This window comes from Streptomyces sp. NPDC005799, from assembly GCF_040630525.1.
Taxonomy (GTDB): domain Bacteria; phylum Actinomycetota; class Actinomycetes; order Streptomycetales; family Streptomycetaceae; genus Streptomyces; species Streptomyces griseorubiginosus_B.
On sequence record NZ_JBEXXQ010000063.1, the window covers coordinates 1 to 21917 of the forward strand.

Sequence of the window (21917 nt, forward strand, 5' to 3'; positions counted from 1 at the left end):
GTACGGCCCCCCGTGGCCGTACGACACCGCGCGGCCGTTCGGTGACGAGCCCGGCGGGCAGTGGCCGGACGACGGCGGGCCGCAGAGCCCGGCCGGGTCCGGTGGCGGCAAGCGCCGGCACGACGGGGCCCGTGGCGGGGCCCGTACAACGGGCGGCTCCCGTGGGCGTCGGCAGCGGCGCCGCGGTGAGCCGGCCGGTGAGGACGGTGGCTCCTCTTTCTCGTCGAGGGCCGAGCGGGAGGAGCCGTCGGCGGACCCGGTGGAGCGGGCCCGGGCGATCTGCCTGCGCCTGCTCACCGGGACCCCGCGCACGCGCAAGCAGCTCGCGGGCGCCCTGCGCAAGCGGGAGATCCCGGACGAGGTGGCCGAGGAGGTGCTGTCCCGGTTCGAGGAGGTCGGGCTGATCAACGACAGCGCGTTCGCGGACGCCTGGGTGGAGTCCCGGCATCACGGCAGGGGGCTGGCCCGGCGGGCGCTCGCCCAGGAACTGCGGACCAAGGGCGTCGACTCCACGCTGATCGACGCGGCCGTCGCACAGCTCGACTCCGAGCAGGAGGAGGAGACGGCGCGGGAACTCGTCGCCCGCAAGCTGCGCTCCACGCGCGGTCTCGACCGTGACAAGCGGCTGCGCCGTCTCGCGGGCATGCTCGCCCGCAAGGGCTATCCCGAGGGAATGGCCCTGCGGGTGGTCCGGCGTGCGCTGGAGGAGGAAGGGGAGGACGCGGAGTTCCTCGAGGACGAGGGGTTCTAGCGCTCGGCGTCGAGTGCGGCCCTAGGACGCCACCGGCAACCCCGTCGCCTTCCAGGCCTGGAAGCCGCCGACCAGATCGGTCGCCCGGCGCAGCCCCAACTGGTGCAGTGACGCGGCCGCGAGGCTCGACGCGTACCCCTCGTTGCAGATCACCACGACCCGCAGATCGTGGCCCGTGGCCTCGGGGGCGCGGTGACTGCCCTGCGGGTCGAGGCGCCACTCCAGCTCGTTGCGCTCGACGACGAGGGCACCGGGGATCAGCCCGTCGCGCTCGCGCAGGGCCGCGTACCGGATGTCCACCAGCAGCACCTCACCGGCGAGGGCGCCCTCGTACGCCTCCCTCGCCTCGACCCGGTCGAACCCCGCGCGCACCCGCTCCAGCAACTCGTCGATACCCAGGGGCCGTTCGCCCGCACTGCGCGACGGCCCCGCCACCGTGTCCGTCACTGCCAGTCCTCCGGACGCTCGACCTGCTCCAGGCGCAGGACCTGGCCCACGCGGCTGTACCGGCGGATCTGCGGGAGCGGGGGGTAGTAGGCGTGGACGGAGACGGCGTGCTGGTCGGTGGACTCGTTCAGCACCTCGTGGACGTGGTGACGACCGAAGGCGCGCCCCTTGCCTGCGGGCAGCCGCCGCTCCCGGTCCACCCCGTCGGTCAGTTCGAGGGTCTTCCAGCCGTCGGCGGGCAGCCGCGCGGCGAGCGAGTTCTCCTTCAGCTCGCCCGAGGCAGTGAGGAAGGCGCCGACGGACTCGGCGTGGTCGTGCCAGCCGGTGCCCGTGCCGGGCGGCCAGCCGATCAGCCAGGCCTCGCTGCCGCCGGGACCCTCCAGCCGTACCCAGGTGCGGCCCTCGGGATCGAGCGGGAGCGAGGCGATGAGCTCGGCGTCGGCGGCCGTGCGGCGTACAAAGTCGAGGAGATCGGCCTGCGTCGGCGTGGGGGCCGCGGGAGCCGTCGTGGGCGCGGAGGGGGAGACAGACACGTGACACCGTCCTGAAGAGCGTTCGCGGAGCGCGCGCGACAGCACGGAAGCGGCGCGCGCGGGTGAACAAGGGGATGCGAATTCAGCAGGACTCGCGACACAGGCAGCCCGGGTAGCGGACGAGGTCCAGATGGACCCTCCGCCACAGGCGCACACAGGTGTCGGTCACGATGCGGAGTACACCATGTCGGTGCAGACCGGTCAACTCGCTGTCACTATGTGGACCGCACAGTGACCGGGGGTGCGACGTACGTGCGTACGAGAGTGCCGCAGACCCCCTGCGACACAGACCTCGCGACTCAGACCCCGCGCCACATGCCGCGACGCCCCTGCGCGCTCCGCGTCCGCCTCAACGCGCCCCCGCGCCCGCCTCGGCCTCTGTCTTGGCCGGGTTGCCCAGCGTCGCCTCCGCCGCCGTGTACAGGTCGGCCGGACGAACCCCGCCCAGCGCCGTCACGAGGTGGCCGTCGGGCCGTACCAGGAGCACGGTGTGCGCGGGGGCGCCCGGGTAGCTCTCGGCGACCAGCAGTTCGGCGGGATGGGGCAGCGCGGTCACGGCGGCCGCCAGCCGGGGCATGATCCCGGCGGTCACCCAGTGCTTGCGGTCCCACACGCCCGTACCCGGTGCGACCAGGACGACGAGCAGCGCGCCGCGTCCGAGGCGCTCCCGCAGCTCCACGAAGGAACCGTCCTCCGCGGTCACCAGCACATCGGCGACCGGCGCCCCGGGAGCGGTGGCCACCGGCACCTCGCCCCCGAGGTGCCGGGGCGCGAGCGGCGAGGAGGCGTACGCCCCCGGCGTGCCGAGCGTCCCGCGCCCCAGGTGACCGTCCGTGAGCAGCGCTTCGGCGCCCCGGGCCGCGCCGGGCACGTACGCGCGCAGCCCGCCACCGCCGCGCAGCAGGGGCAGCACCTGGTCGGCGGCGCGCAGCCGGGCGGCGACCGCGCCGCGCCGCTCCGCCTGGTAGCTGTCCAGCAGCGCCTCGTGCGGCCCGTGGTGCCAGGCCAGCGCCAGCTTCCAGGCGAGGTTGTCGGCATCCCTGAGCCCCTCGTCGAGCCCCTGGGTACCCAGCGCGCCGAGCAGGTGCGCCGCGTCCCCGGCGAGGAACACCCGGCCGACCCTCCATCGGCGCGCCAGCCGATGGTGGACGGTGTGGACGCCGGTGTCGAGCAGGTCGTACGGCGGTGTGGAGCCCCCCGTCCAGCCGGCGAGGGTCTCCCGGACGCGGGCCAGCAGCAGCTCGGGTGTGACCAGGTCCTTGCCCGGCGGCAGCAGCCAGTCCAGGCGCCACACCCCGTCCGGCAGCGGTCGCCCGGTGACCTCCCCACCCGAGGATCCGGCCGTCCGCCACGGCGGCATCCGATGGAGCAACGCCTCACCGTCCCACGGAAGTTCCACACGCAGGGCGGCCACGGCGTGTCGCTCGACCGCCGTACGGCCGGGGAAGCGGATGTCCTGGAGTTTGCGCACGGTGGAGCGCGGGCCGTCGCAGCCGACCAGGTAGCTGCCGCGCCACCAGGTGCCCTGCGGGCCGCGGGTGTGGGCAGTGACTCCCGAGGGCTCCTGCTCGACGGAGTCGAGACGGCTGTCGACGGCGATCCTGGCGAGCCGTTCGCCGGCCAGGGCCTGGCGCAGGGCGCCGGTCAGGACGTGCTGGGCGATGTGCAGCGGGGCGGGCTCGTCGTCGCCGAACGCGATCTCGCGCATCACCTGCTTGCGCCGCAGCGACCGCCATCCGGCCCAGCGCAGTCCGGCCTCCTCCACCGGCAGGCCGGTCAGCCGCTCCATCAGGGCGGCGGTGTCCTCGCGCAGCACGACCGTGCGGGCGGGACGCGGCTCGTCCTTGCCGGGCCCCTCGTCCAGCACGACGGAGGGCACTTCCTGACGGGCCAGCGCCAGGGCGAGCGTGAGCCCGACGGGTCCCGCGCCGACGATGATCACCGGGTCCACGGCGCGGCGCCCCCTGCCCGCGACGGTGTCCTGAGGGACATATGTGAACAGGAAGTTGGAGCAGGGTGCACGATCACAGAACGTATGCAACCCATTGGCGGTGTTTGCGTCAAGTGACCGAGGCAGTGGCGATCATGCCACTGCCTCCGTGCGGATCAGCCGAGTTGACTGATCATCAGATGGTGCCGCCGCCCCCGGCCCCGAAGGTGCCGCCGACCGCCGCGGGGTTGAGTTCCTCCATGTCCTCGGCGCCGAGGACCGCGCCCGTGCTCCGCTTGCTGCGCCGCAGTCTGCGCTCCAGCCAGCTCGCGAAGCTGGTGAGGACGAAGTTGACGACGATGAAGATGATCGCAACAACGACGAAGCTCTGGATCACGTTGGCGTAGTTGGCCGCCAGGGTGCTGCGCGTGTTGAGCAGTTCGGGGAAACCGATCATCACGCCGCCCAGCGCGGTGTCCTTCACGATGACGACCAGCTGGCTGACGATGGCGGGCAGCATCGCCGTGACCGCCTGCGGCAGCAGGATGCCGGTCATCGTCTGGCCCTTGCGCAGGCCGATCGCGTACGCGGCCTCCGTCTGTCCCCTGGGCAGGGCGAGGATGCCGGCGCGCACGACCTCGGCGAGCACCGAGGCGTTGTAGAGCACCAGACCGGTGACGACCGCGTACAGCGGGCGGTCCTCGCTGGTCACGCCGGTGGAGCGGGCGTAGAACTCGTTGGCGAACAGCATCAGCAGCAGGACCGGGATCGAGCGAAAGAACTCGACCACCACCCCGGCCGGGACCCGCACCCAGCGGTGGTCGGACATCCGTGCGATACCGAAGACCGCGCCCAGCGGAAGCGCGATGACCATGGCGAGCGCGGCGGCCTTCAGCGTGTTGCCCAGACCCGGCAGCAGATACGTGCTCCACGCCTCGGACGTGGTGAAGGGCTGCCACAGGGACCACTTCAGCTGGCCCTTGTCGTCCAGCTTCAGCCAGACGAACCACACCACCAGGGCGAGCAGGACGACGAAGACGACCGAGAGCAGGGCGTTGCGTTTCCCGGCCCCGGGGCCGGGCGTGTCGTACAGGACCGAACTCATCGCTTCACCGCCAGTCGCTTGCCCAGCCAGCCCAGGATGAGCCCGGTGGGAAGGGTCAGCACCACGAAACCGAGGGCGAAGACCGCGCCGATGAGCAGCGTCTGCGCCTCGTTCTCGATCATCGACTTCATCAGGTAGGCGGCCTCGGCGACACCGATCGCGGCGGCCACGGTCGTGTTCTTCGTCAGGGCGATCAGTACGTTGGCCAGCGGGCCGATGACCGCGCGGAACGCCTGCGGCAGCACGACGAGCCGCAGGGTCTGGCTGAAGCTCAGCCCGATGGCGCGGGCCGCCTCGGCCTGCCCCAGGGGCACGGTGTTGATGCCGGACCGCACCGCCTCGCAGACGAAGGCCGCCGTGTAGGCGATGAGGCCGAGCACGGCCAGCCGGAAGCCCTGCACCTTGAAGTCGGAGGCGCCCATGGTCACGCCGAAGATGTCGGCGAGGCCGAGCGAGGTGAACAGAATGATGACCGTCAGCGGGATGTTCCGGACGATGTTGACGTAGACGGTGCCGAAACCGCGCATCAGCGGGACCGGGCTGACCCGCATCGCGGCCAGCAGGGTGCCCCAGACCAGGGAGCCGACGGCGGAGAGTGCGGTCAGCTTCACCGTCATCCAGAACGCCCCGAGGACGTCATAACCTTGCAGAAAGTCGAACACGATCTCCCGCGCTTCCGGGTGTGTGGCGTACGAGAAGGGCATGGCGCGCCGCCGCCGTGATCGCGAGGTACGGCGGCGCGCCCGGGGAACCCTGGAGAGCCGGGCCCTGCCTTGCTTGAGGATCCGGCTACTTGACGATCTGGCCGATCTTCGGCGCCGGCTCGTTCTTGTAGCCGGCCGGGCCGAAGTTCTTGTCGACCGCCTTCTGCCAGGAGCCGTCGCTGACCATGGTGGTCAGGGCGCCGTTGATCTTCTTGAGAGTCGCGCTGTCGCCCTTCTTCACACCGACGCCGTAGTTCTCGTTGCTGAGCTTGAGCCCGGCCAGCTTGAACTGGTCCTTGTACTTGTCCTGCGATGCGAAGCCCGCGAGGATCGAGTCGTCGGTGGTCACGGCGTCCACGGCACCGCTCTGCAGGGCGGCGATGCACTCCGAGTAGCCGCTGTACTCCTTGAGGTTGGCCTTCGGGGCGATCGTCTTCTGGACGTTCTGCGCCGAGGTGGAACCGGTCACGGAGCACAGCTTCTTGCCGTTGAGGTCCGTGGCCTTGGAGATGTCCGAGTCCTTCTTGACCAGCAGGTCCTGGTGGGCCAGCAGGTAGGGGCCGGCGAAGTCGACCTTCTGCTTGCGCTCGTCGTTGATGGAGTAGCTGGCCGCGATGAACTTGACGTCGCCGCGGGAAAGCGCGTTCTCCCGGTCGGCGCTCTTGGTCTCGACCCACTCGATCTGGCTGGGCTTGTAGCCGAGTTTGCCCGCCACGTAGGTCGCCACGTCCACGTCGAAGCCGGAGAAGGAGCCGCTCGGCTCCTTCAGGCCGATGCCCGGCTGGTCGAACTTGATGCCGACCTTGATCTTGTCTCCGCCGCCCGAGGAACCACTGTCGTTCTTGTCGCTCGACCCGCACGCCGTGGCGGCCACGGCGAGGGCGAGTACGGCGGCCGAGGCGGCGGTGACCTTGCGGAGCTGCATGGTGAACATCCTTTGGCTGGTGAGGAGAGGGGGACCGTCGACGACGGAGCCGGCGCGGGTCAGTGGTGGAGGATCTTCGACAGGAAGTCCTTGGCGCGGTCGCTGCGCGGGTTGCTGAAGAACTGGTCGGGGGTGGCCTCTTCGACGATCCGGCCGTCCGCCATGAACACCACGCGATTCGCGGCCGAGCGCGCGAAGCCCATCTCATGGGTGACGACGATCATGGTCATGCCGTCCCGGGCGAGCTGTTGCATGACCTCGAGGACCTCGTTGATCATCTCGGGGTCGAGGGCCGAGGTCGGCTCGTCGAAGAGCATGACCTTGGGGTCCATGGCCAGGGCGCGGGCGATGGCGACGCGCTGCTGCTGGCCGCCGGAGAGCTGCGCGGGGTACTTGTCGGCCTGGGTGCCCACGCCGACCCGGTCGAGCAGCGCGCGCGCCTTCTCCTCGGCCTGCTTCTTGTCGGCCTTGCGGACCTTGATCTGGCCCAGCATCACGTTCTCGAGCACGGTCTTGTGCGCGAAGAGGTTGAAGGACTGGAAGACCATTCCGACGTCGGCGCGGAGCCGGGCCAGCTGCTTGCCCTCCTGGGGCAGCGGCTTGCCGTCGATGGTGATCGCGCCCGAGTCGACGGTCTCCAGGCGGTTGATGGTGCGGCACAGGGTGGACTTGCCGGACCCGGAGGGCCCGATCACCACGACGACCTCGCCGCGGGCGATCGTCAGGTCGATGTCCTGGAGTACGTGCAACGCGCCGAAGTGCTTGTTGACGCTCTTCAGGACGACCAGTTCGCCGGCCTGGGGCACAGCATCTTCCTTGGCCACCGATACTTCGGTCATCGCTATCGGGCTCCGTCCTCCTCGGTTTCGGAGGACAGTAGTGAGCGGCCGCGACCAGCGTCATTACATCTGAGGGAGATCTGAGCATCACGATCCGATAGCAATCGGACACGAGTCGTAGCAGTTGTCCGCGCAGCTGTATCGGCCGGATAACGGAAGCGGCGCGCGACAGGAACCCGCTTGACTCCGTCTGCGTCCATCAGCGTGACTGCTGGGTGCGAACGCGCGCGTGGACCGCGTTTCTACCCGTCCTGAACGTACGGCCGATGAACCGAAGGGGGCCCGGATGAGACTGCTCCTCGTCGAGGACGACAACCATGTCGCCGCCGCTCTCTCAGCGGTTCTGGCACGGCACGGTTTCGACGTCACACACGCGCGCAGCGGCGAGGAGGCTCTTCAGGCGCTCGTCCCGGAGGGCGACGGCTTCGGCGTCGTCCTGCTCGACCTGGGCCTGCCCGACCAGGACGGATACGAGGTCTGTGGCAAGATCCGCAAGCGCACCAGCACTCCGGTGATCATGGTCACGGCGCGCTCCGACGTCCGCTCCCGCATCCACGGCCTGAACCTGGGCGCCGACGACTACGTGGTCAAGCCGTACGACACCGGGGAGTTGCTCGCGCGCATCCACGCCGTCAGCCGGCGCACCGCCCACGAGGACGCAGCGCACGGTGAGGACAGCGCGCTGCGCCTGGGTCCCGTGCTCATCGAACTGCCCACCCGGCAGGTCACCGTGGACGGTTCGGTCGTCCAACTGACCCGCAAGGAGTTCGATCTGCTCGCCCTGCTCGCGCAGCGCCCCGGGGTCGTCTTCCGCCGGGAGCAGATCATCAGCGAGGTCTGGCGCACCAGTTGGGAGGGGACCGGACGGACCCTGGAGGTGCACGTCGCCTCCCTGCGTGCCAAGCTGCGCATGCCGGCCCTGATCGAGACGGTCCGCGGCGTCGGCTACCGGCTCGTCGCCCCGGCCTCGTAAACGGGCACGCGTGCGTACACGTCTTCTTCCGCTGCTCATCGTCCTGATGGCGGCCGTGCTGCTCGCACTCGGCATCCCGCTCGGGGTGAGCGTGGCCGCGGCACAGCAGCAGAAGGTGGTCGTCGACCGGATCGACGACACCGCGCGCTTCGCCTCCCTCGCCCAGTTCGTCACCGACGCCTGCAGCTCGACCCGCACGTCCACGGACGAGCGCCTGGAGACACTGAGCAGCGAACTGACCAGCTACCACGACGTCTACGACATCCGGGCCGGGGTCTTCTGCCGTACCGACATCCCCATGGCCCAGGCACCGGCGAGCTTCTTCCTGCCCGATGAAGGAGTGGTGCGCGACGCGTTCGACGAGGCGAAGCTCAGCCGCCGCAGCCATGACCCGAAACAGGTGTGGCCTTGGCAGCGGGGACGTCTCGTCGTCGCGTCGCCCGTGATCCGGGACGGTGACGTCGTCGCGGTCGTCGTCACCGACTCGCCCACCGGGCAGATGCGTTCACGCATCCTGCACGGCTGGCTGGTCATCGGCCTCGGCGAGATCGCCGCGATGCTGCTCGCGGTCGGTGCCGCGCTCCGGCTGACCGGCTGGGTGCTCCGGCCCGTAAGGGTCCTCGACGCCACCACCCACGCCATCGCCAGCGGCCGGCTCAAGTCCCGGGTCGCGGCCGCCGGCGGTCCGCCGGAACTTCGGCGCCTGGCCCGTGCGTTCAACGAGATGGCGGACAACGTCGAGGACGTGCTGGAGCAGCAGCGGGCCTTCGTCGCCGACGCCTCGCACCAGCTGCGCAACCCGCTCTCGGCGCTGCTGCTGCGGATCGAACTGCTCGCGCTCGAACTGCCGGAGGACAACGAGGAGATCGCATCGGTCCGCACCGAGGGCAAGCGCCTGGCCGAGGTGCTCGACGACCTGCTCGACCTCGCCCTGGCCGAGCACACCGAGGCCGACCTCAGGACCACCGACATCGGCGCGCTGACCGCCGAGCGCGTCGCCGCGTGGACCCCGACCGCCGAGGCCAAGGGCGTACGGCTGGTGGGCGACTGCCCGCCGACCACCGCCTGGGCCGACCCGGTCACCCTCTCCAGCGCGCTGGACGCGGTGATCGACAACGCGGTCAAGTTCACGCCGGAGGACCAGTGCGTCCAGGTGCGGGTCGGGGCCGACGGCGACAGGTCCACCGTCGCCGTCAGCGACCACGGCCCGGGACTGACCGACGAGGAACTCGCCCGCGTCGGCGACCGCTTCTGGCGCAGCGGCCGCCACCAGAACATCAAGGGCTCCGGACTCGGCCTGTCCATCTCCCGCACCCTGCTCGCGGCGGGCGGCGGCACCATCTCCTACGCCCACCATGAGCCGCACGGGCTGACGGTGACGGTCTCCGTGCCGCGCACCCGCCCTACGGCTTGACCGAGCGGTAGTAGCGCTTGGCGCCCTCGTGCAGGGCCAGCGGATCGGTGTAGATCGCGGTGCGCAGGTCCACGAGCTGCGCGGAGTGCACATGCCAGCCGATGTCGTCACGGCTCTTGATCACCGTACGGGTCACCCACTCGGTGAGCCGGGGGCTGACGTCCGCCCGTGTGATCAGGATGTTGGACACCGCGATCGTCGGTACGGCGACACCGTTCTGGATGCTCGGGTAGGCCGACTCCGGCATGTTGGTGGCGCGGTAGTAGCGGGTGGCGCCGCCCTGTTCGTGCAGTTTGGCGACGAGATCGGCGGGGATCGGAACGAACCTGAAGGTGAAATGCTCCGCCAGGTTCTCCAGCCCCTGCGTGGGCAGTCCGCCCGACCAGAAGAACGCGTCGATCTCGTTCCGTTTCAGCTGATCCGGGCCGGTGTCGATGCCGTCGGCGGACGGCTTGACGTCCTTCTGCGGGTCGAGGCCGGCCGCCTTCAGCACCCGGTCCGCTATCAGCCGTACACCGGAACGGGCCGGCCCTATGGCCACCCGCTTGCCCCGAAGGTCGGCGACGGACCGCACGGTGGAGTCGCGCGGGACGATCAGCTGCACATAGTCGTCGTACAGGCGGGCGACCCCGCGCAGCCGGTCGTGACCGGTCCGATGGCCGAGCTCGTACGTGTCCACGGCGTCGGCCGCCGCGATGGTGAAGTCGGCGCCGCCGGTCGCCACCCGCCGGACGTTCTCCTGCGAGCCGTCGCTGGTCCGCAGGTCCACCTTCAGGTCAGGCATGTCCTTGTGGAAGGCGTTCCGCAGGCGTACGCCGTACTGCTGGTACACCCCGGCGGGCGTTCCGGTGCTGAAGCTGATCGTGCCGCTCGGCGGATTCTCGCCCAGCGGCAGCAGCCACCACATCAGCAGCCCGAACACGACGAAGCCGGCGGCCGCGCCCTGCAGGGCCCGACGCCTGCCGATCCGGGCGAGCACATGGGACATGCGGGCGATCCTGCCAGCCCGCGCGCGGTGCTGACCAGGGCGGAACGCACGGGAGCGCTGTCAGTGGCGGCCGATACAGTCGCGGTATGAGCTCATCGCCCGCCGATCTGGTCCGTGCGTTCCACCTCGCCGTCGGGCTCGACGCCCGCACCACGCCCATGGAGATCCCGCCCCGGCTGGCCGCCCACCGGCGGGAACTGCTCGCCGAGGAGGCCGCCGAGGTCGCCGAGGTCTCGGTGACCGGCCCCCTCGACCGGCTCGCGCACGAACTGGCCGACGTCGTGTACGTGGCGTACGGCACCGCTCTCGTCCACGGCATCGACCTCGACGCCGTCATCGCCGAGATCCACCGCTCCAACATGACCAAGCTGGGCCCCGACGGCCGCGTCGCCCGCCGCGCCGACGGCAAGGTCCTCAAGGGCGAGCACTACGAGGCGCCGGACGTGTCGGGCGTGCTGCGGCGGCAGGGCTGGGTGCCGGGCGTGTCCCCGGGGGAATCCCGGGACAGGGGGTTCACGGGAGCGCCTACCCTTGACGCATGACCAGCAGCAGCGACCGGAGCCTCGCAGTGGACGTCCAGGGACCCAAGACCTACGAAGTGCGTACCTACGGGTGCCAGATGAACGTCCACGATTCCGAGCGATTGTCCGGGCTGCTGGAGGAGGCGGGCTATGTGCGCGCCCCCGAGGGGTCCGACGGCGACGCGGACGTCGTCGTCTTCAACACCTGCGCCGTGCGGGAGAACGCCGACAACCGGCTGTACGGCAATCTCGGCCGGCTCGCCCCGAAGAAGGCCTCGCGGCCCGGCATGCAGATCGCGGTCGGCGGCTGTCTGGCGCAGAAGGACCAGGACACCATCGTGAAGAAGGCGCCCTGGGTGGACGTCGTCTTCGGCACGCACAACATCGGCAAGCTGCCCGTGCTGCTGGAACGCGCGCGGGTGCAGGAGGAGGCGCAGGTCGAGATCGCCGAGTCCCTGGAGGCGTTCCCGTCCACGCTGCCGACCCGGCGCGAGAGCGCCTACGCTGCCTGGGTCTCCATCTCCGTCGGCTGCAACAACACCTGCACCTTCTGCATCGTCCCGGCCCTGCGCGGCAAGGAGAAGGATCGCCGCACCGGTGACATCCTCGCCGAGATCGAGGCGCTGGTCGCCGAGGGCGTCTCCGAGATCACCCTCCTCGGACAGAACGTCAACGCGTACGGTTCCGACATCGGCGACCGTGAGGCGTTCAGCAAGCTGCTGCGGGCCTGCGGCACGATCAACGGCCTGGAGCGCGTCCGCTTCACCTCGCCGCACCCCCGCGACTTCACCGACGACGTGATCGCGGCGATGGCCGAGACGCCGAACGTGATGCCGCAGCTGCACATGCCCCTGCAGTCCGGCTCGGACACCGTCCTGAAGGCGATGCGCCGTTCCTACCGGCAGGAGCGCTACCTCGGGATCATCGAGAAGGTGCGGGCCGCGATTCCGCACGCGGCGATCACCACCGACATCATCGTGGGCTTCCCCGGCGAGACCGAGGAGGACTTCGAGCAGACCCTGCACGTGGTCCGCGAGGCGCGCTTCGCGCAGGCCTTCACGTTCCAGTACTCCAAGCGTCCCGGCACCCCGGCGGCGACCATGGACGGCCAGATCCCCAAGGAGGTCGTCCAGGCGCGTTACGAGCGGCTCGTCGCCCTCCAGGAGGAGATCTCCTGGGAGGAGAACAAGAAGCAGGTCGGCCGCACCCTGGAGCTGATGGTCGCCGAGGGCGAGGGCCGCAAGGACGGCGCCACCCATCGCCTCTCCGGCCGCGCCCCCGACAACCGCCTGGTCCACTTCACCAAGCCCGACCAGGAGGTCCGTCCCGGCGACGTCGTCACCGTCGAGATCACGTACGCCGCCCCGCATCACCTCCTCGCCGAGGGCGCCGTCCTCGGTGTGCGCCGTACGCGCGCGGGGGACGCGTGGGAGAAGCGGAACGCGGCGGAGGCCGCGAAGCCGACGGGCGTGATGCTGGGCCTCCCGAGGATCGGCGCCCCGGAGCCGCTGCCGGTGGTCACGGGGGGCTGCGCGGCGCACTGAGCGACGCCTGGTACGTAGCGGAGAGGGTGGGGCATGGGGCGCTGGGTGGTGGTCGTCGACCGCAGTATCGGCAACCAGCACGACATCGACGAGGTGGCGCATTTCGAAGGCACTCGGGACGAGGCCCGGGCCCGTCTGTACGAGATCGCCTGCACTCACCGGCCGGGTGTCGGCCTGCGGCAGAAACGCCGGCAGGTCTACCGGATCGGTGAGGGAGACGCCTACTACGTGAACGTCGAAGGCGCGATGACGACGCACCGCGTGATGTACCGGCTCGCCGAACTCGCGTGGAGTACTCATCCGGAGTCCTGGCCCTGGGCCTGGAAGTAGGCTGCCGATCATGCTTGTCGCCGCCGCCGTCTGTCCCTGCCCGCCTCTTCTCGTGCCCGAGGTGGCCGCGGGTGCTGCCCCGGAATTGGACGGTGCGCGGACCGCGTGCGCGGACGCGGTCGGGGTGCTCGCCGCGTCCAGGCCCGACCTGCTGGTGGTGGTCGGCCCCGCGGAGCAGAGCGGTCGCGGCACACACCCGGAGGGCACGCCGGGCTCCTTCCGCGGCTTCGGCGTGGACGTCGGCGTCCGGCTGGGCGCGGCCAAGGGAATCGCCGCCGAGCGCGACCTTCCGCCCTCCCTCGCCGTCGCCGCCTGGCTGCTGCGACGGATCGGATGGGCCGATGCCCCGATCGAGGGACTCGGCGTGGGGGAACCTCTCGAGGCCGAGCGGTGTATTCAAGTCGGCAGGGACATCGCCGCCCGGGCCGAGCGGGTGGCGCTGCTGGTGATGGGCGACGCCAGCGCCTGCCGCACGCTCAAGGCACCCGGCTACCTCGACGAGCGGGCGGCGCCCTTCGACGCGGAGGTCGCGCGTGCCCTGGGCGCGGCCGACGTGGCGGCCCTCAAGACGTTGGACGCCGGGCTGGCGTACGAGCTGAAGGCGTCGGGCCGGGCCCCCTGGCAGGTCCTCGCGGGCGCCGCCGAGGGCGCGAACCTCACGGGTGCGCTGCTGTACGAGGACGCGCCGTACGGGGTCGGGTACGTGGTCGCCACCTGGTCGTAAGGACCTGTCCGCAGGGATGGCGGGCGTGGCCGCGCGGTAGCGCCCGCCGATCGTGGGAACGGCGGACGGCCGGGAGCCCTCGGGCCCGGCGGCCGTCCGTCGATGCGCCGGGAAGGTCAGGAAGCCGGCGGTGTCGGGGTGTCCGGCGGCACCGTGCCGGTGCCCGTCCCCGTCCCCGTGTCGCCCTTGTGCGCGAGCCGGTCCATGGCGCCCTTGGCCTTGCCCGTCCCCGTCTGGATCCTGTCGCTGTACTTGCCCTTGGTCTTCTCGTCGACCACCTTCGCGGCCTTGTCGAGACCGTGCGAGATCTTGTCCCCGTGCTGCTGCCCGAGGCCCGAGACCTTGTCCTTCGCCGGGGAGAGCCTGGCCCTCAGATTGTGCAGGAGACCCATGGTCCACCTTCCCTGTAGCCCGGGCCGTTGCCCGTTCCCGGGGCGCTCGCGCGCGGCGGGTTACGTGCGGGCGCCCTCGCCGGCCTCGCTGTCGGCAGCCTCCTCGGCGGACTGCTGCTGGGGGATCTCGACGCCCTCGCCGGAAGTTTCCGCCTCAGTCCCGTTCGTCATCCGCGCGGCCTCCGCCGACCCGTTGGCCTCGGCGGACTCCTTGGCCTCCGCCGGCTCTTCCGTCACCGCCGCGGACTGCGCCGTCGGTGTGCCGTCCTGAGCCGCCGCGGTTGACGCCTCCTCCGTGGCCTTCGACCTCCTGAGAAGTCGTGCGAAAACGCCCATATCCACTCCATACGTTACTTGTGCGGGGGAAATCCCGCGCCGTCCGGTGCGCCGTTTGCGTCACCCGGCTCGCCACCCGCAGAAAGCGGCGACGAAAACCTCCCAACGGGCAACGACCTCGGCCACGCCCCGTCACGTAACTCGTTCGAGGAGTGGTCTCCGCGTTTGGGAGACTGGTCCGGTGAGCAGCGCACCCCCCGCCCCCCGAGTCATCGCCGTCGTCGGTCCCACCGCGGCCGGAAAGTCCGATCTGGGCGTCTTCCTCGCCCAGCGCCTGGGCGGGGAGGTCGTCAACGCCGACTCCATGCAGCTGTACCGGGGGATGGACATCGGCACCGCCAAGCTGACGCCCGAGGAGCGCGGCGGCGTCCCGCACCACCTCCTGGACATCTGGGACGTGACGGTCACGGCGTCCGTCGCCGAGTACCAGAAGCTCGCCCGCGCGCGGATCGACGCGCTGCTCGCCGAGGGCCGCTGGCCCGTCCTGGTCGGCGGTTCCGGTCTGTACGTCCGCGGGGCCGTCGACAACCTGGAGTTCCCCGGCACCGACCCCGAGGTCCGGGCCCGGCTCGAGGACGAACTCACGCTGCGTGGTTCCGGCGCGCTGCACGCGCGTCTGGCCGCGGCCGACCCCGGGGCGGCGCAGGCGATCCTGCCGAGCAACGGCCGCCGTATCGTCCGGGCCCTCGAAGTGATCGAGATCACTGGCCGCCCCTTCACCGCCAACCTGCCCGGCCATGACTCGGTCTACGACACCGTTCAGATCGGTGTCGACGTGGCCCGCCCCGAGCTCGACGACCGCATCACCCGCCGGGTGGACCGCATGTGGGACGCGGGGCTCGTGGACGAGGTGCGCGCGCTGGAGGCGCGCGGCCTGAGCGAGGGGCGTACGGCCTCGCGCGCGCTGGGCTACCAGCAGGTGCTAGCCGCGCTCTCGGGGGAGTGCACGCTGGAAGAGGCGCGGGTCGAGACCGTACGCGCCACCAAGCGCTTCGCGCGCCGGCAGGATTCATGGTTCAGGCGCGACCCACGGGTGAACTGGCTCAGTGGGGCTGCGGCGGACGTCACAGAACTTCCGCGGCTCGCACTGGCGTTGGTCGAACGACCGGTTACAGCCTGATCACGTCATGGCATCGGGACGCTCAGGCCGCCGTCCGGGCCTCCGGCGCCGTGCCATCATCGAGCTTCGATCGACCAAGTGGAGTCCGAGTTGGGAGGGCGCGTGGCGATGGAGGCCGGCCCTCGCGACACTGCACAAGGCACCGAGCCCCTCACCGTCGACAGCGGTGAGCCGGAGCAGGACGAGGATCGTCTGAGCCCCGACGGGCCCGACGAGATGCAGGGCGGAGTGACCGCCGACGGCCCCGAGCCCGAGGAGATGTTCGCGGGCGGGCCCGAGGTCGAGGTCGAGCTGCGCCCGCAGCGCAGGCTGCGCATCTGGCAGCTCGCCCCCATCGTCGCCCTGGCCGCGGTCGGCTCCCTGATGTTCGCTTTCCCGCTCGCCTTCGACTTCGGCGACAGTGGCGCGGTGATCGCCATGCTGGGCCTGCTGATCTGCTCCTGTGCGGCGGGCTGGGGCATGATGGCGGCCCGCCGGGTGGGCTACACCTGGCCCGGGCTGCCGCAGCGCGGCTCCGGCCGCAGACCGGACTGGCGGGTGATCCTGGCGTACGTCGTCGTGGTCGCCGCGATCATCGTGCTCGCCGTGTGGAGAGTCGCCCGGCTGCGGTAGGCGGTGCCTTTCGGCGCTGTCCGAGGGGCACCGTACGATCGAGGCATGAGCACGCGCGCGCGGATCGCCTTCCTCAAGGGCCACGGCACCGAGAACGACTTCGTGATCGTCCCGGACCCCGAGAACACCATTGAGCTGCCCCCGGCCGCCGTCGCCGCCCTGTGTGACCGCAGGGCGGGCATCGGCGGTGACGGTCTGCTGCACGTCGTGCGATCCGCCGCCCACCCCGAGGCACGGCACATGGCGTCCGAGGCCGAGTGGTTCATGGACTACCGCAACGGCGACGGCTCGGTCGCGGAGATGTGCGGCAACGGCGTGCGCGTCTTCGCGCGCTACCTCCAGCGCTCCGGTCATGTCGCCGAGGGCGATCTCGCGGTGGCCACACGCGGGGGAGTGAAGACCGTGCACATCGCCAAGACCGCGTCCGGCAGTGGCTCCGCGGGAGACGTCACCGTCGGCATGGGCAAGGCGCTGCTGCCCGAGGGGGCCGTCACGGTGAGTGTCGGCGAGCGCAGCTGGCCCGCGCGGAACGTGAACATGGGCAACCCGCACGCCGTGGCCTTCGTGGACGACCTCGCACATGCCGGCAACCTGTACGCGCCGCCTCCCTTCAGCCCGGCCTCCGCCTACCCGGACGGGGTGAACGTCGAGTTCGTGGTCGACCGCGGCCCGCGCCATGTCGCCCTGCGCGTGCACGAGCGCGGCTCCGGCGAGACCCGGTCGTGCGGCACGGGCGCGTGCGCGGTCGCCGTGGCCACCGCCCGCCGCGACGGCGCCGACCCGGCGGTCACCGGGACACCGGTGACCTACACCGTCGACGTGCCCGGCGGAACGCTCGTGATCACCGAGCGACCCGATGGTGAGATCGAGATGACCGGTCCCGCGGTGATCGTCGCCGAGGGTGAGATCGACACCGAGTGGCTGGAATCGTTTGTCCGCTGAGCCCCGTGCGGGCTTCGGATCGTAGGCACACGCGTCCGGTGGTGCAGGTGTCAACTAGTGAGGTGTATTGCGGAAGTTCGAAACCACGGTTGTCCGCCATTCGCGTGGCGCGAAACCGTAAACCTGCGGACCTTCGCTCGAATGGGTGATCCGTTTCACGCTCGGCGAGAGGCGGTCAGACGCGCGTGATGGGCTCGGTAGCATCAAGCACCGGCCCGGACGGGGGACCGTTGCCACCCCCTGAGCCGTGTCCGCCCTGGGGCACCCCGTCCGCCGGTCCACGCAGCCGGAGGTGCCCATGAGTGCGGAGGCCACGAATCCCGCGACCCCAGGTCCGGTATCGAGCCCGGCGGCGCGCTGGCGGGCGCGGATCGACCTGCGCCGCCTGGGACGCGCCGCCCTGCTCGGCCCCGCCGCCCGCGATCGGCTGCCCGACGCCATCAGCCATGTCGTCGACGCGCACCGCGCGCACCACCCGAGCGCCGATCTCGACCCCCTGCACCGTGCTTATGTGCTGGCCGAGTCCTCGCACCGCGGCCAGATGCGCAAGAGTGGCGAGCCCTACATCACACACCCCCTCGCGGTCACCCTGATCCTCGCCGAACTGGGCGCCGAGACAACGACCCTGACGGCCTCTCTGCTCCATGACACCGTCGAGGACACCGACGTGACGCTGGATCAGGTCGGGGATCAGTTCGGCGCCGAGGTCCGCTATCTCGTCGACGGCGTCACCAAGTTGGAGAAGGTCGACTACGGCGCCGCCGCCGAGCCCGAGACGTTCCGGAAGATGCTGGTCGCCGCGGGCAGCGACGTCCGGGTGATGTCGATCAAACTCGCGGACCGGCTGCACAACATGCGGACCCTCGGTGTCATGCGCCCCGAGAAACAGGCCCGCATCGCCAAGGTCACCCGGGACGTCCTCATCCCGCTCGCCGAACGACTCGGCGTCCAGGCGCTCAAGACCGAGCTGGAGGACCTGGTTTTCGCGATCCTGCACCCCGAGGAGTACGAACACACGCGGGAGTTGATCGTCGACAACGCCTCCCGCGCGGACGACCCGCTCGCCGACATCGCCGACGAGGTGCGCGGCGTGCTGCGCGACGCCGACATCCCGGCCGAAGTCGTGATCCGGCCACGGCACTTCGTCTCCGTGCACCGCGTCGCCCGCAAGCGCGGGGAGCTGCGCGGCACGGACTTCGGCCGGCTGCTGGTGCTCGTCAACGAGGACGCGGACTGTTACGGCGTCCTCGGCGAACTCCACACCTGTATGACGCCGGTCGTCTCGGAGTTCAAGGACTTCATCGCGGTACCGAAGTTCAACCTGTACCAGTCACTGCACACCGCGGTCGCCCGCCAGGACGGCCAGGTCGCCGAAGTTCTCATCCGCACCCACCAGATGCACAAGGTCGCCGAGGCGGGCGTCATCGCGCTGGGCAACCCGTACGCGCCCGCGCCCGACGACCCGGCCGACGGCGAGCGCGCCGACCCCACCCGGCCCGGCTGGCTCTCCCGTCTCCTCGACTGGCAGGAGGCGGCTCCCGACACCGACACCTTCTGGTCGACCCTGCGCGAGGACCTCGCCCAGGACCGCGAGATCACCGTCTTCCGCCCCGACGGCGGCACGCTGGGCCTGCCCGAAGGCGCCACCTGCGTCGACGCCGCGTACGCGCAGTACGGCGAGGACGCGCACGCGTGCATCGGCGCCCGCGTGAACGGCCGCCTGGCGACGCTGAGCACGGTGCTGCAGGACGGCGACACCGTCCAGCTGCTCATGGGGCAGGACCCCGCCTCCGAGCCCTCCAGGGAATGGCTGGAGCACGCCCACACGCCGGCCGCGCGCATCGCCATCCAGCGCTGGCTGGCGGCCCATCCGGCGCACACGGACACGGCGGAGAACGCCGAGCCCTCGTCCACTCCCCGGCCCACGCCCGAGGGGGCGGTCGCCCGGCCCTTCGCGGACGTCATCGTCGACCAGCCCGACGCGACGGTGCGCCTGGCGGGTTGCTGCACGCCGGTGCCGCCCGACGAGGTGACCGGGTTCGCCGTGCGCGGTGGAGTGGTCACCGTTCACCGGCTCGAATGCGCCGCCGTGGCGCGGATGAAGAGCGGGGGGCGCGCGGAGGTCGGGGTGCGCTGGGGAGACACCACCGAGTGCCGGGTCACCCTGCTCGCCGAATCGTTCGTCCGCCCGCACCTCCTGGCGGACCTCACGGAGGCGATGGCCCTCGAGGGTGCCGAGATCGTCTCCGCGACCATCGAGCCCCCGACCCAACAGCGCGTCCGGCACACGTACACCGTCCAACTCCCGGACGCGGCCCTCCTGCCGGCCCTCATGCGGGCCATGCGCAACGTGCCAGGCGTGTACGACGTGAACCGAACCCAGCCGCACCCATCCAACGCGTGAGACTTCGGCCGCCCGCCTGACAGCTGCCACGCGCGCGTGGGCCCCCCGCTGCGCTGAGCGGAGCCACCCGCTTCTGGCACGGGGTGAGCTTGGCCCTTGAGCATGGGAGTCGTACGGCGCACATGCCCGGCGTGCGCTGAAAGGGAGAGGCGCGCGGGGTGCGGGTCGGGCGCGCGGTCACGTAAAGCGGAGCGCGGGGTGCGGGCCCGGCGTGCGGTGGAGGCGGCCGGCGCGCGCGGAGGTGGCCGGCGTTAGCTGCGCACGCTCGGCATGAGGATGCGCGCTCGGAGGGTGCACGCTCGGAGGGTGCGCGCTCGGCATGAGGGGTGCAGGGCGACGGTGGGGTGTGCAGGACGGTACTGGGGCTGCGATCGGCGTGCGGAGGCGGGCGCGTGCGGGTGCAGTGCAGGACGGGTGTGGAGGCTGCCGGACGGCGTGCGGCGGGCGCGACGGGCGGGCGGGTGCAGGACAGGCGTGGGGCTGCGGGACGGCGTGCGGCGGGGGCCCGCCGGGCGTAGGGCGTTCAGGACAGGCGGGCGGCCTGCGGTCGGCGTGCGGCGGGCGCGTGCGGGTGCAGTCCAGGACGGGTGTGGAGGCTGCGGGGCGGGGTGCGCCGGGCCCGACAGGTGTGCGGGTGCAGTGCTCGCGTGCGGCCGGAGCGAGAGGCGCGCGAGGTGTCGGTAGCGGCGTGTGAGCGCGGGGGCGGTGTGTGATGGCGTGCCGGGCGTATGGCGCATGAGTGCGCGCCTCCGACCCGTTCGGGTGGTACGGGCGCGCGTCGGCTCCGTGGGGCGGGTGCGCGCTGGTAGCCGTGGTCCATGCTGCTCACCCCCCGCGCCCTGGCTGCCTCCACGCGCGCGCGTGCCGTCGCCCCCCGCACCGGAAAGCCCCGCCGGCTCAAGGCGGCCGCGCTGCTCGCTTCCGCCGTCTCCGTCTGCCTTATCGCCGCGAGCGCCCCGCCGGCGCCCCTGGGCGTCGGCGACCGTCTCTTCCCGTACCTCGGCAACCCCGGGTACGACGTGGCGTCGTACGACCTCTCCTTCACCTATTCCGGCTCCAACAGCAAGCCCCTGCAGGCGGTCACCACGATCGACGCCTGGACCACCCGGGACCTGGACCGCCTGAACCTCGACTTCGCGCACGGCAAGGTCGAGTCCGTCGAGGTCGACGGTGAGCCCGCCTCGTTCGCCGACGCGGGCGAGGACCTCGTCGTCACGCCTGAGGAGCCCCTGCAGGAGGGCAGCTGGACGCGGATCACCGTGCGGCACACCAGCGACCCCACGGAGTCCGGGGACGAGGACGGCGGCTGGGTGCGCACCTCGGACGGCCTCGCCATGGCCAATCAGGCCGACGCCGCGCACCTGGTGTTCCCGTGCAACGACCACCCCTCCGACAAGGCGATGTTCACCATCCGGATCACCGCCCCCAACGGATACACGGCCGTCGCCAACGGTCTGCCCGCCGGCGTCGATCGCGCCGGCCGGTCCACCACATGGACGTACCGCACCCGGCACCCGATGGCCACCGAGCTCGCCCAGGTGTCGATCGGCCACTCCACCGTCCTGCACCGCGAGGGGCCCCACGGCCTGCCCGTACGCGACGTCGTCCCCACGAAGGACGTCAAGGTGCTCGAACCCTGGCTCGCCAGAACACCCGACCAGATCGCCTGGATGGAGAGCAAGGTCGGCTCGTACCCCTTCGAGACGTACGGCCTTCTCATGGCTCAGGCCACCACCGGCTTCGAACTCGAGACGCAGACACTCTCTCTCTTCGAGAGAGAGCTCTTCACCGAGCCCGCCTACCCCAAGTGGTACGTCGAGTCGATCATGGTGCACGAGCTGTCCCACCAGTGGTTCGGCGACAGCGTCAGCCCCCGCACATGGTCCGACCTGTGGCTGAACGAGGGACACGCGACCTGGTACGAGGCCCTGTACGCGCAGGAGAAGGCCGGCAAGCCCATGGAGGCGCGCATGAAGGCCGCCTACGCCGCATCCGACCGCTGGCGAGCGGCCGGTGGCCCCCCGGCCGCTCCCAAGGCACCCGCCCCCGGCCAGAAGATCAGCCTCTTCCGGCCGAACGTCTACGACGGCGCCGCCCTCGCCCTCTACGCCCTGCGCCAGGAGATCGGCCGCGAGCGTTTCGAGCGCCTCGAACGCGCCTGGGTGGCCCTGCACCGCGACGGCGTGGCCACCACCGCCGACTTCGAACGGCTCGCCTCCGACATCTCCGGACGTGACCTCGGCGGCTTTTTCAAAGCCTGGCTGTACGGCGAGAAGACCCCGCCCATGCCCGGCCACCCGGACTGGACGTCGGTTCCGCCCGGCAAGGCGGGACCGGGGAAATAAGGCGATGACGAGACGTCCCGTACCGTGCGACCATCTTC

General features: G+C 71.1%; 22 protein-coding genes. 12 read left to right on the top strand and 10 right to left on the bottom strand.

Features of this window, described 5'->3' with window-relative positions; translation table 11 throughout:
• Window positions 1-751 (top strand): recombination regulator RecX (gene recX / locus ABZ453_RS41940; protein ID WP_359023833.1); only part of this gene is annotated, 751 nt, incomplete at its 5' end.
• Window positions 752-772: 21 nt separating this feature from the next.
• On the opposite strand, the gene ABZ453_RS41945 is transcribed toward recX, so the two are convergent.
• The 7 genes from ABZ453_RS41945 to ABZ453_RS41975 form a co-directional block, all read right to left on the bottom strand.
• Window positions 773-1198 carry a rhodanese-like domain-containing protein gene (locus ABZ453_RS41945; RefSeq protein WP_359023835.1) on the bottom strand — a complete coding sequence of 142 codons (426 nt, stop codon included), beginning with the start codon at window positions 1196-1198 and terminating at the stop codon, window positions 773-775.
• Complete coding sequence (locus tag ABZ453_RS41950) at window positions 1195-1731, bottom strand: cysteine dioxygenase (RefSeq protein ID WP_359023837.1); 537 nt, start codon at window positions 1729-1731, stop codon at window positions 1195-1197. The genes ABZ453_RS41945 and ABZ453_RS41950 overlap by 4 nt, the downstream gene beginning before the upstream one ends.
• Window positions 1732-2080: 349 nt before the next feature.
• A complete protein-coding gene (locus ABZ453_RS41955; RefSeq protein WP_359023839.1) occupies window positions 2081-3682 on the bottom strand; it encodes an FAD-dependent monooxygenase in 1602 nt (533 codons plus the stop codon).
• A gap of 175 nt (window positions 3683-3857) precedes the next feature.
• Window positions 3858-4766 carry an amino acid ABC transporter permease gene (locus ABZ453_RS41960; RefSeq protein ID WP_359023841.1) on the bottom strand — a complete coding sequence of 303 codons (909 nt, stop codon included), beginning with the start codon at window positions 4764-4766 and terminating at the stop codon, window positions 3858-3860.
• A complete protein-coding gene (locus ABZ453_RS41965) occupies window positions 4763-5428 on the bottom strand; it encodes an amino acid ABC transporter permease (RefSeq protein ID WP_359023843.1) in 666 nt (221 codons plus the stop codon). Before ABZ453_RS41965 ends, ABZ453_RS41960 begins: the two co-directional genes overlap by 4 nt.
• Window positions 5429-5555: 127 nt before the next feature.
• Window positions 5556-6395 carry a glutamate ABC transporter substrate-binding protein gene (locus ABZ453_RS41970; RefSeq protein WP_359023845.1) on the bottom strand — a complete coding sequence of 280 codons (840 nt, stop codon included), beginning with the start codon at window positions 6393-6395 and terminating at the stop codon, window positions 5556-5558.
• Window positions 6396-6454: 59 nt separating this feature from the next.
• Window positions 6455-7234: an amino acid ABC transporter ATP-binding protein gene (locus tag ABZ453_RS41975; RefSeq protein WP_359023847.1), complete on the bottom strand. Its 780-nt coding sequence runs from the start codon at window positions 7232-7234 to the stop codon at window positions 6455-6457.
• A gap of 286 nt (window positions 7235-7520) precedes the next feature.
• On the opposite strand from ABZ453_RS41975, the gene ABZ453_RS41980 reads away from it, so the two are divergent.
• Together ABZ453_RS41980 and ABZ453_RS41985 are read left to right on the top strand one after the other, a co-directional pair.
• A complete protein-coding gene (locus tag ABZ453_RS41980) occupies window positions 7521-8207 on the top strand; it encodes a response regulator transcription factor (protein WP_208780423.1) in 687 nt (228 codons plus the stop codon).
• A gap of 10 nt (window positions 8208-8217) precedes the next feature.
• Window positions 8218-9621 (top strand): HAMP domain-containing sensor histidine kinase, encoded by a 1404-nt coding sequence (locus ABZ453_RS41985; protein WP_359023849.1) that lies wholly within the window; start codon window positions 8218-8220, stop codon window positions 9619-9621.
• Here ABZ453_RS41985 and ABZ453_RS41990 read toward each other — a convergent pair.
• Window positions 9611-10609 (bottom strand): TAXI family TRAP transporter solute-binding subunit, encoded by a 999-nt coding sequence (locus ABZ453_RS41990; RefSeq protein WP_359023851.1) that lies wholly within the window; start codon window positions 10607-10609, stop codon window positions 9611-9613. The two genes, ABZ453_RS41985 and ABZ453_RS41990, sit on opposite strands and share 11 nt — an antisense overlap.
• Before the next feature lie 86 nt (window positions 10610-10695).
• Here ABZ453_RS41990 and ABZ453_RS41995 point away from each other — a divergent pair, with 86 nt between their 5' ends.
• Genes ABZ453_RS41995 through ABZ453_RS42010 form a run of 4 tightly spaced genes read left to right on the top strand, consistent with a single transcriptional unit; the run spans window position 10696 to window position 13728 of the window.
• Window positions 10696-11151: a MazG nucleotide pyrophosphohydrolase domain-containing protein gene (locus tag ABZ453_RS41995; RefSeq protein ID WP_359023853.1), complete on the top strand. Its 456-nt coding sequence runs from the start codon at window positions 10696-10698 to the stop codon at window positions 11149-11151.
• Window positions 11148-12674, top strand: a complete 1527-nt coding sequence (miaB, locus tag ABZ453_RS42000; RefSeq protein WP_359023855.1) for a tRNA (N6-isopentenyl adenosine(37)-C2)-methylthiotransferase MiaB — start codon at window positions 11148-11150, stop codon at window positions 12672-12674. The genes ABZ453_RS41995 and miaB overlap by 4 nt, the downstream gene beginning before the upstream one ends.
• Window positions 12675-12707: 33 nt before the next feature.
• On the top strand, window positions 12708-13004 hold the full coding sequence (locus tag ABZ453_RS42005; protein WP_359023857.1) for a hypothetical protein: 297 nt from the start codon (window positions 12708-12710) through the stop codon (window positions 13002-13004).
• Between the two features lie 10 nt (window positions 13005-13014).
• Window positions 13015-13728: a class III extradiol dioxygenase subunit B-like domain-containing protein gene (locus ABZ453_RS42010; protein WP_359023859.1), complete on the top strand. Its 714-nt coding sequence runs from the start codon at window positions 13015-13017 to the stop codon at window positions 13726-13728.
• Window positions 13729-13844: 116 nt separating this feature from the next.
• On the opposite strand, the gene ABZ453_RS42015 is transcribed toward ABZ453_RS42010, so the two are convergent.
• Together ABZ453_RS42015 and ABZ453_RS42020 are read right to left on the bottom strand one after the other, a co-directional pair.
• Window positions 13845-14120, bottom strand: coding sequence for an antitoxin (locus ABZ453_RS42015; protein ID WP_359023861.1), 276 nt, complete (start codon window positions 14118-14120; stop codon window positions 13845-13847).
• A 60-nt stretch (window positions 14121-14180) separates the two neighbouring features.
• Window positions 14181-14456, bottom strand: coding sequence for a hypothetical protein (locus ABZ453_RS42020; protein WP_359023863.1), 276 nt, complete (start codon window positions 14454-14456; stop codon window positions 14181-14183).
• A 181-nt stretch (window positions 14457-14637) separates the two neighbouring features.
• Between ABZ453_RS42020 and miaA the strand changes: the two genes are divergently transcribed.
• The 5 genes from miaA to ABZ453_RS42045 all read left to right on the top strand — a co-directional run bounded on the left by miaA (window position 14638) and on the right by ABZ453_RS42045 (window position 21879).
• Window positions 14638-15576: a tRNA (adenosine(37)-N6)-dimethylallyltransferase MiaA gene (gene miaA / locus ABZ453_RS42025; protein WP_359023865.1), complete on the top strand. Its 939-nt coding sequence runs from the start codon at window positions 14638-14640 to the stop codon at window positions 15574-15576.
• A gap of 108 nt (window positions 15577-15684) precedes the next feature.
• The gene (locus tag ABZ453_RS42030) at window positions 15685-16188 is read left to right on the top strand and encodes a hypothetical protein (protein WP_208780439.1); all 504 of its coding nucleotides are present in this window, start codon (window positions 15685-15687) and stop codon (window positions 16186-16188) included.
• Between the two features lie 45 nt (window positions 16189-16233).
• On the top strand, window positions 16234-17130 hold the full coding sequence (gene dapF / locus ABZ453_RS42035; protein WP_359023867.1) for a diaminopimelate epimerase: 897 nt from the start codon (window positions 16234-16236) through the stop codon (window positions 17128-17130).
• A 298-nt stretch (window positions 17131-17428) separates the two neighbouring features.
• Window positions 17429-19534 (top strand): HD domain-containing protein, encoded by a 2106-nt coding sequence (locus tag ABZ453_RS42040; RefSeq protein ID WP_359023869.1) that lies wholly within the window; start codon window positions 17429-17431, stop codon window positions 19532-19534.
• Between the two features lie 818 nt (window positions 19535-20352).
• Window positions 20353-21879 (top strand): M1 family metallopeptidase, encoded by a 1527-nt coding sequence (locus ABZ453_RS42045; protein ID WP_359023871.1) that lies wholly within the window; start codon window positions 20353-20355, stop codon window positions 21877-21879.
• The last annotated feature ends 38 nt before the right edge of the window (window positions 21880-21917 follow it).

Bases quoted from the DNA above. Each gene is read 5' to 3' on its own strand.
- ABZ453_RS41960 (WP_359023841.1), bottom strand. From the start codon at position 4,766: ATGAGTTCGGTCCTGTACGACACGCCCGGCCCCGGGGCCGGGAAACGC.
- ABZ453_RS41970 (WP_359023845.1), bottom strand. From the start codon at position 6,395: ATGCAGCTCCGCAAGGTCACCGCCGCCTCGGCCGCCGTACTCGCCCTC.
- ABZ453_RS41975 (WP_359023847.1), bottom strand. From the start codon at position 7,234: ATGACCGAAGTATCGGTGGCCAAGGAAGATGCTGTGCCCCAGGCCGGC.
- ABZ453_RS41980 (WP_208780423.1), top strand. From the start codon at position 7,521: ATGAGACTGCTCCTCGTCGAGGACGACAACCATGTCGCCGCCGCTCTC.
- ABZ453_RS41990 (WP_359023851.1), bottom strand. From the start codon at position 10,609: ATGTCCCATGTGCTCGCCCGGATCGGCAGGCGTCGGGCCCTGCAGGGC.
- ABZ453_RS41995 (WP_359023853.1), top strand. From the start codon at position 10,696: ATGAGCTCATCGCCCGCCGATCTGGTCCGTGCGTTCCACCTCGCCGTC.
- miaB (WP_359023855.1), top strand. From the start codon at position 11,148: ATGACCAGCAGCAGCGACCGGAGCCTCGCAGTGGACGTCCAGGGACCC.
- ABZ453_RS42005 (WP_359023857.1), top strand. From the start codon at position 12,708: ATGGGGCGCTGGGTGGTGGTCGTCGACCGCAGTATCGGCAACCAGCAC.
- ABZ453_RS42010 (WP_359023859.1), top strand. From the start codon at position 13,015: ATGCTTGTCGCCGCCGCCGTCTGTCCCTGCCCGCCTCTTCTCGTGCCC.
- ABZ453_RS42015 (WP_359023861.1), bottom strand. From the start codon at position 14,120: ATGGGTCTCCTGCACAATCTGAGGGCCAGGCTCTCCCCGGCGAAGGAC.
- ABZ453_RS42020 (WP_359023863.1), bottom strand. From the start codon at position 14,456: ATGGGCGTTTTCGCACGACTTCTCAGGAGGTCGAAGGCCACGGAGGAG.
- ABZ453_RS42030 (WP_208780439.1), top strand. From the start codon at position 15,685: ATGGAGGCCGGCCCTCGCGACACTGCACAAGGCACCGAGCCCCTCACC.
- dapF (WP_359023867.1), top strand. From the start codon at position 16,234: ATGAGCACGCGCGCGCGGATCGCCTTCCTCAAGGGCCACGGCACCGAG.
- ABZ453_RS42040 (WP_359023869.1), top strand. From the start codon at position 17,429: ATGAGTGCGGAGGCCACGAATCCCGCGACCCCAGGTCCGGTATCGAGC.
- ABZ453_RS42045 (WP_359023871.1), top strand. From the start codon at position 20,353: ATGCTGCTCACCCCCCGCGCCCTGGCTGCCTCCACGCGCGCGCGTGCC.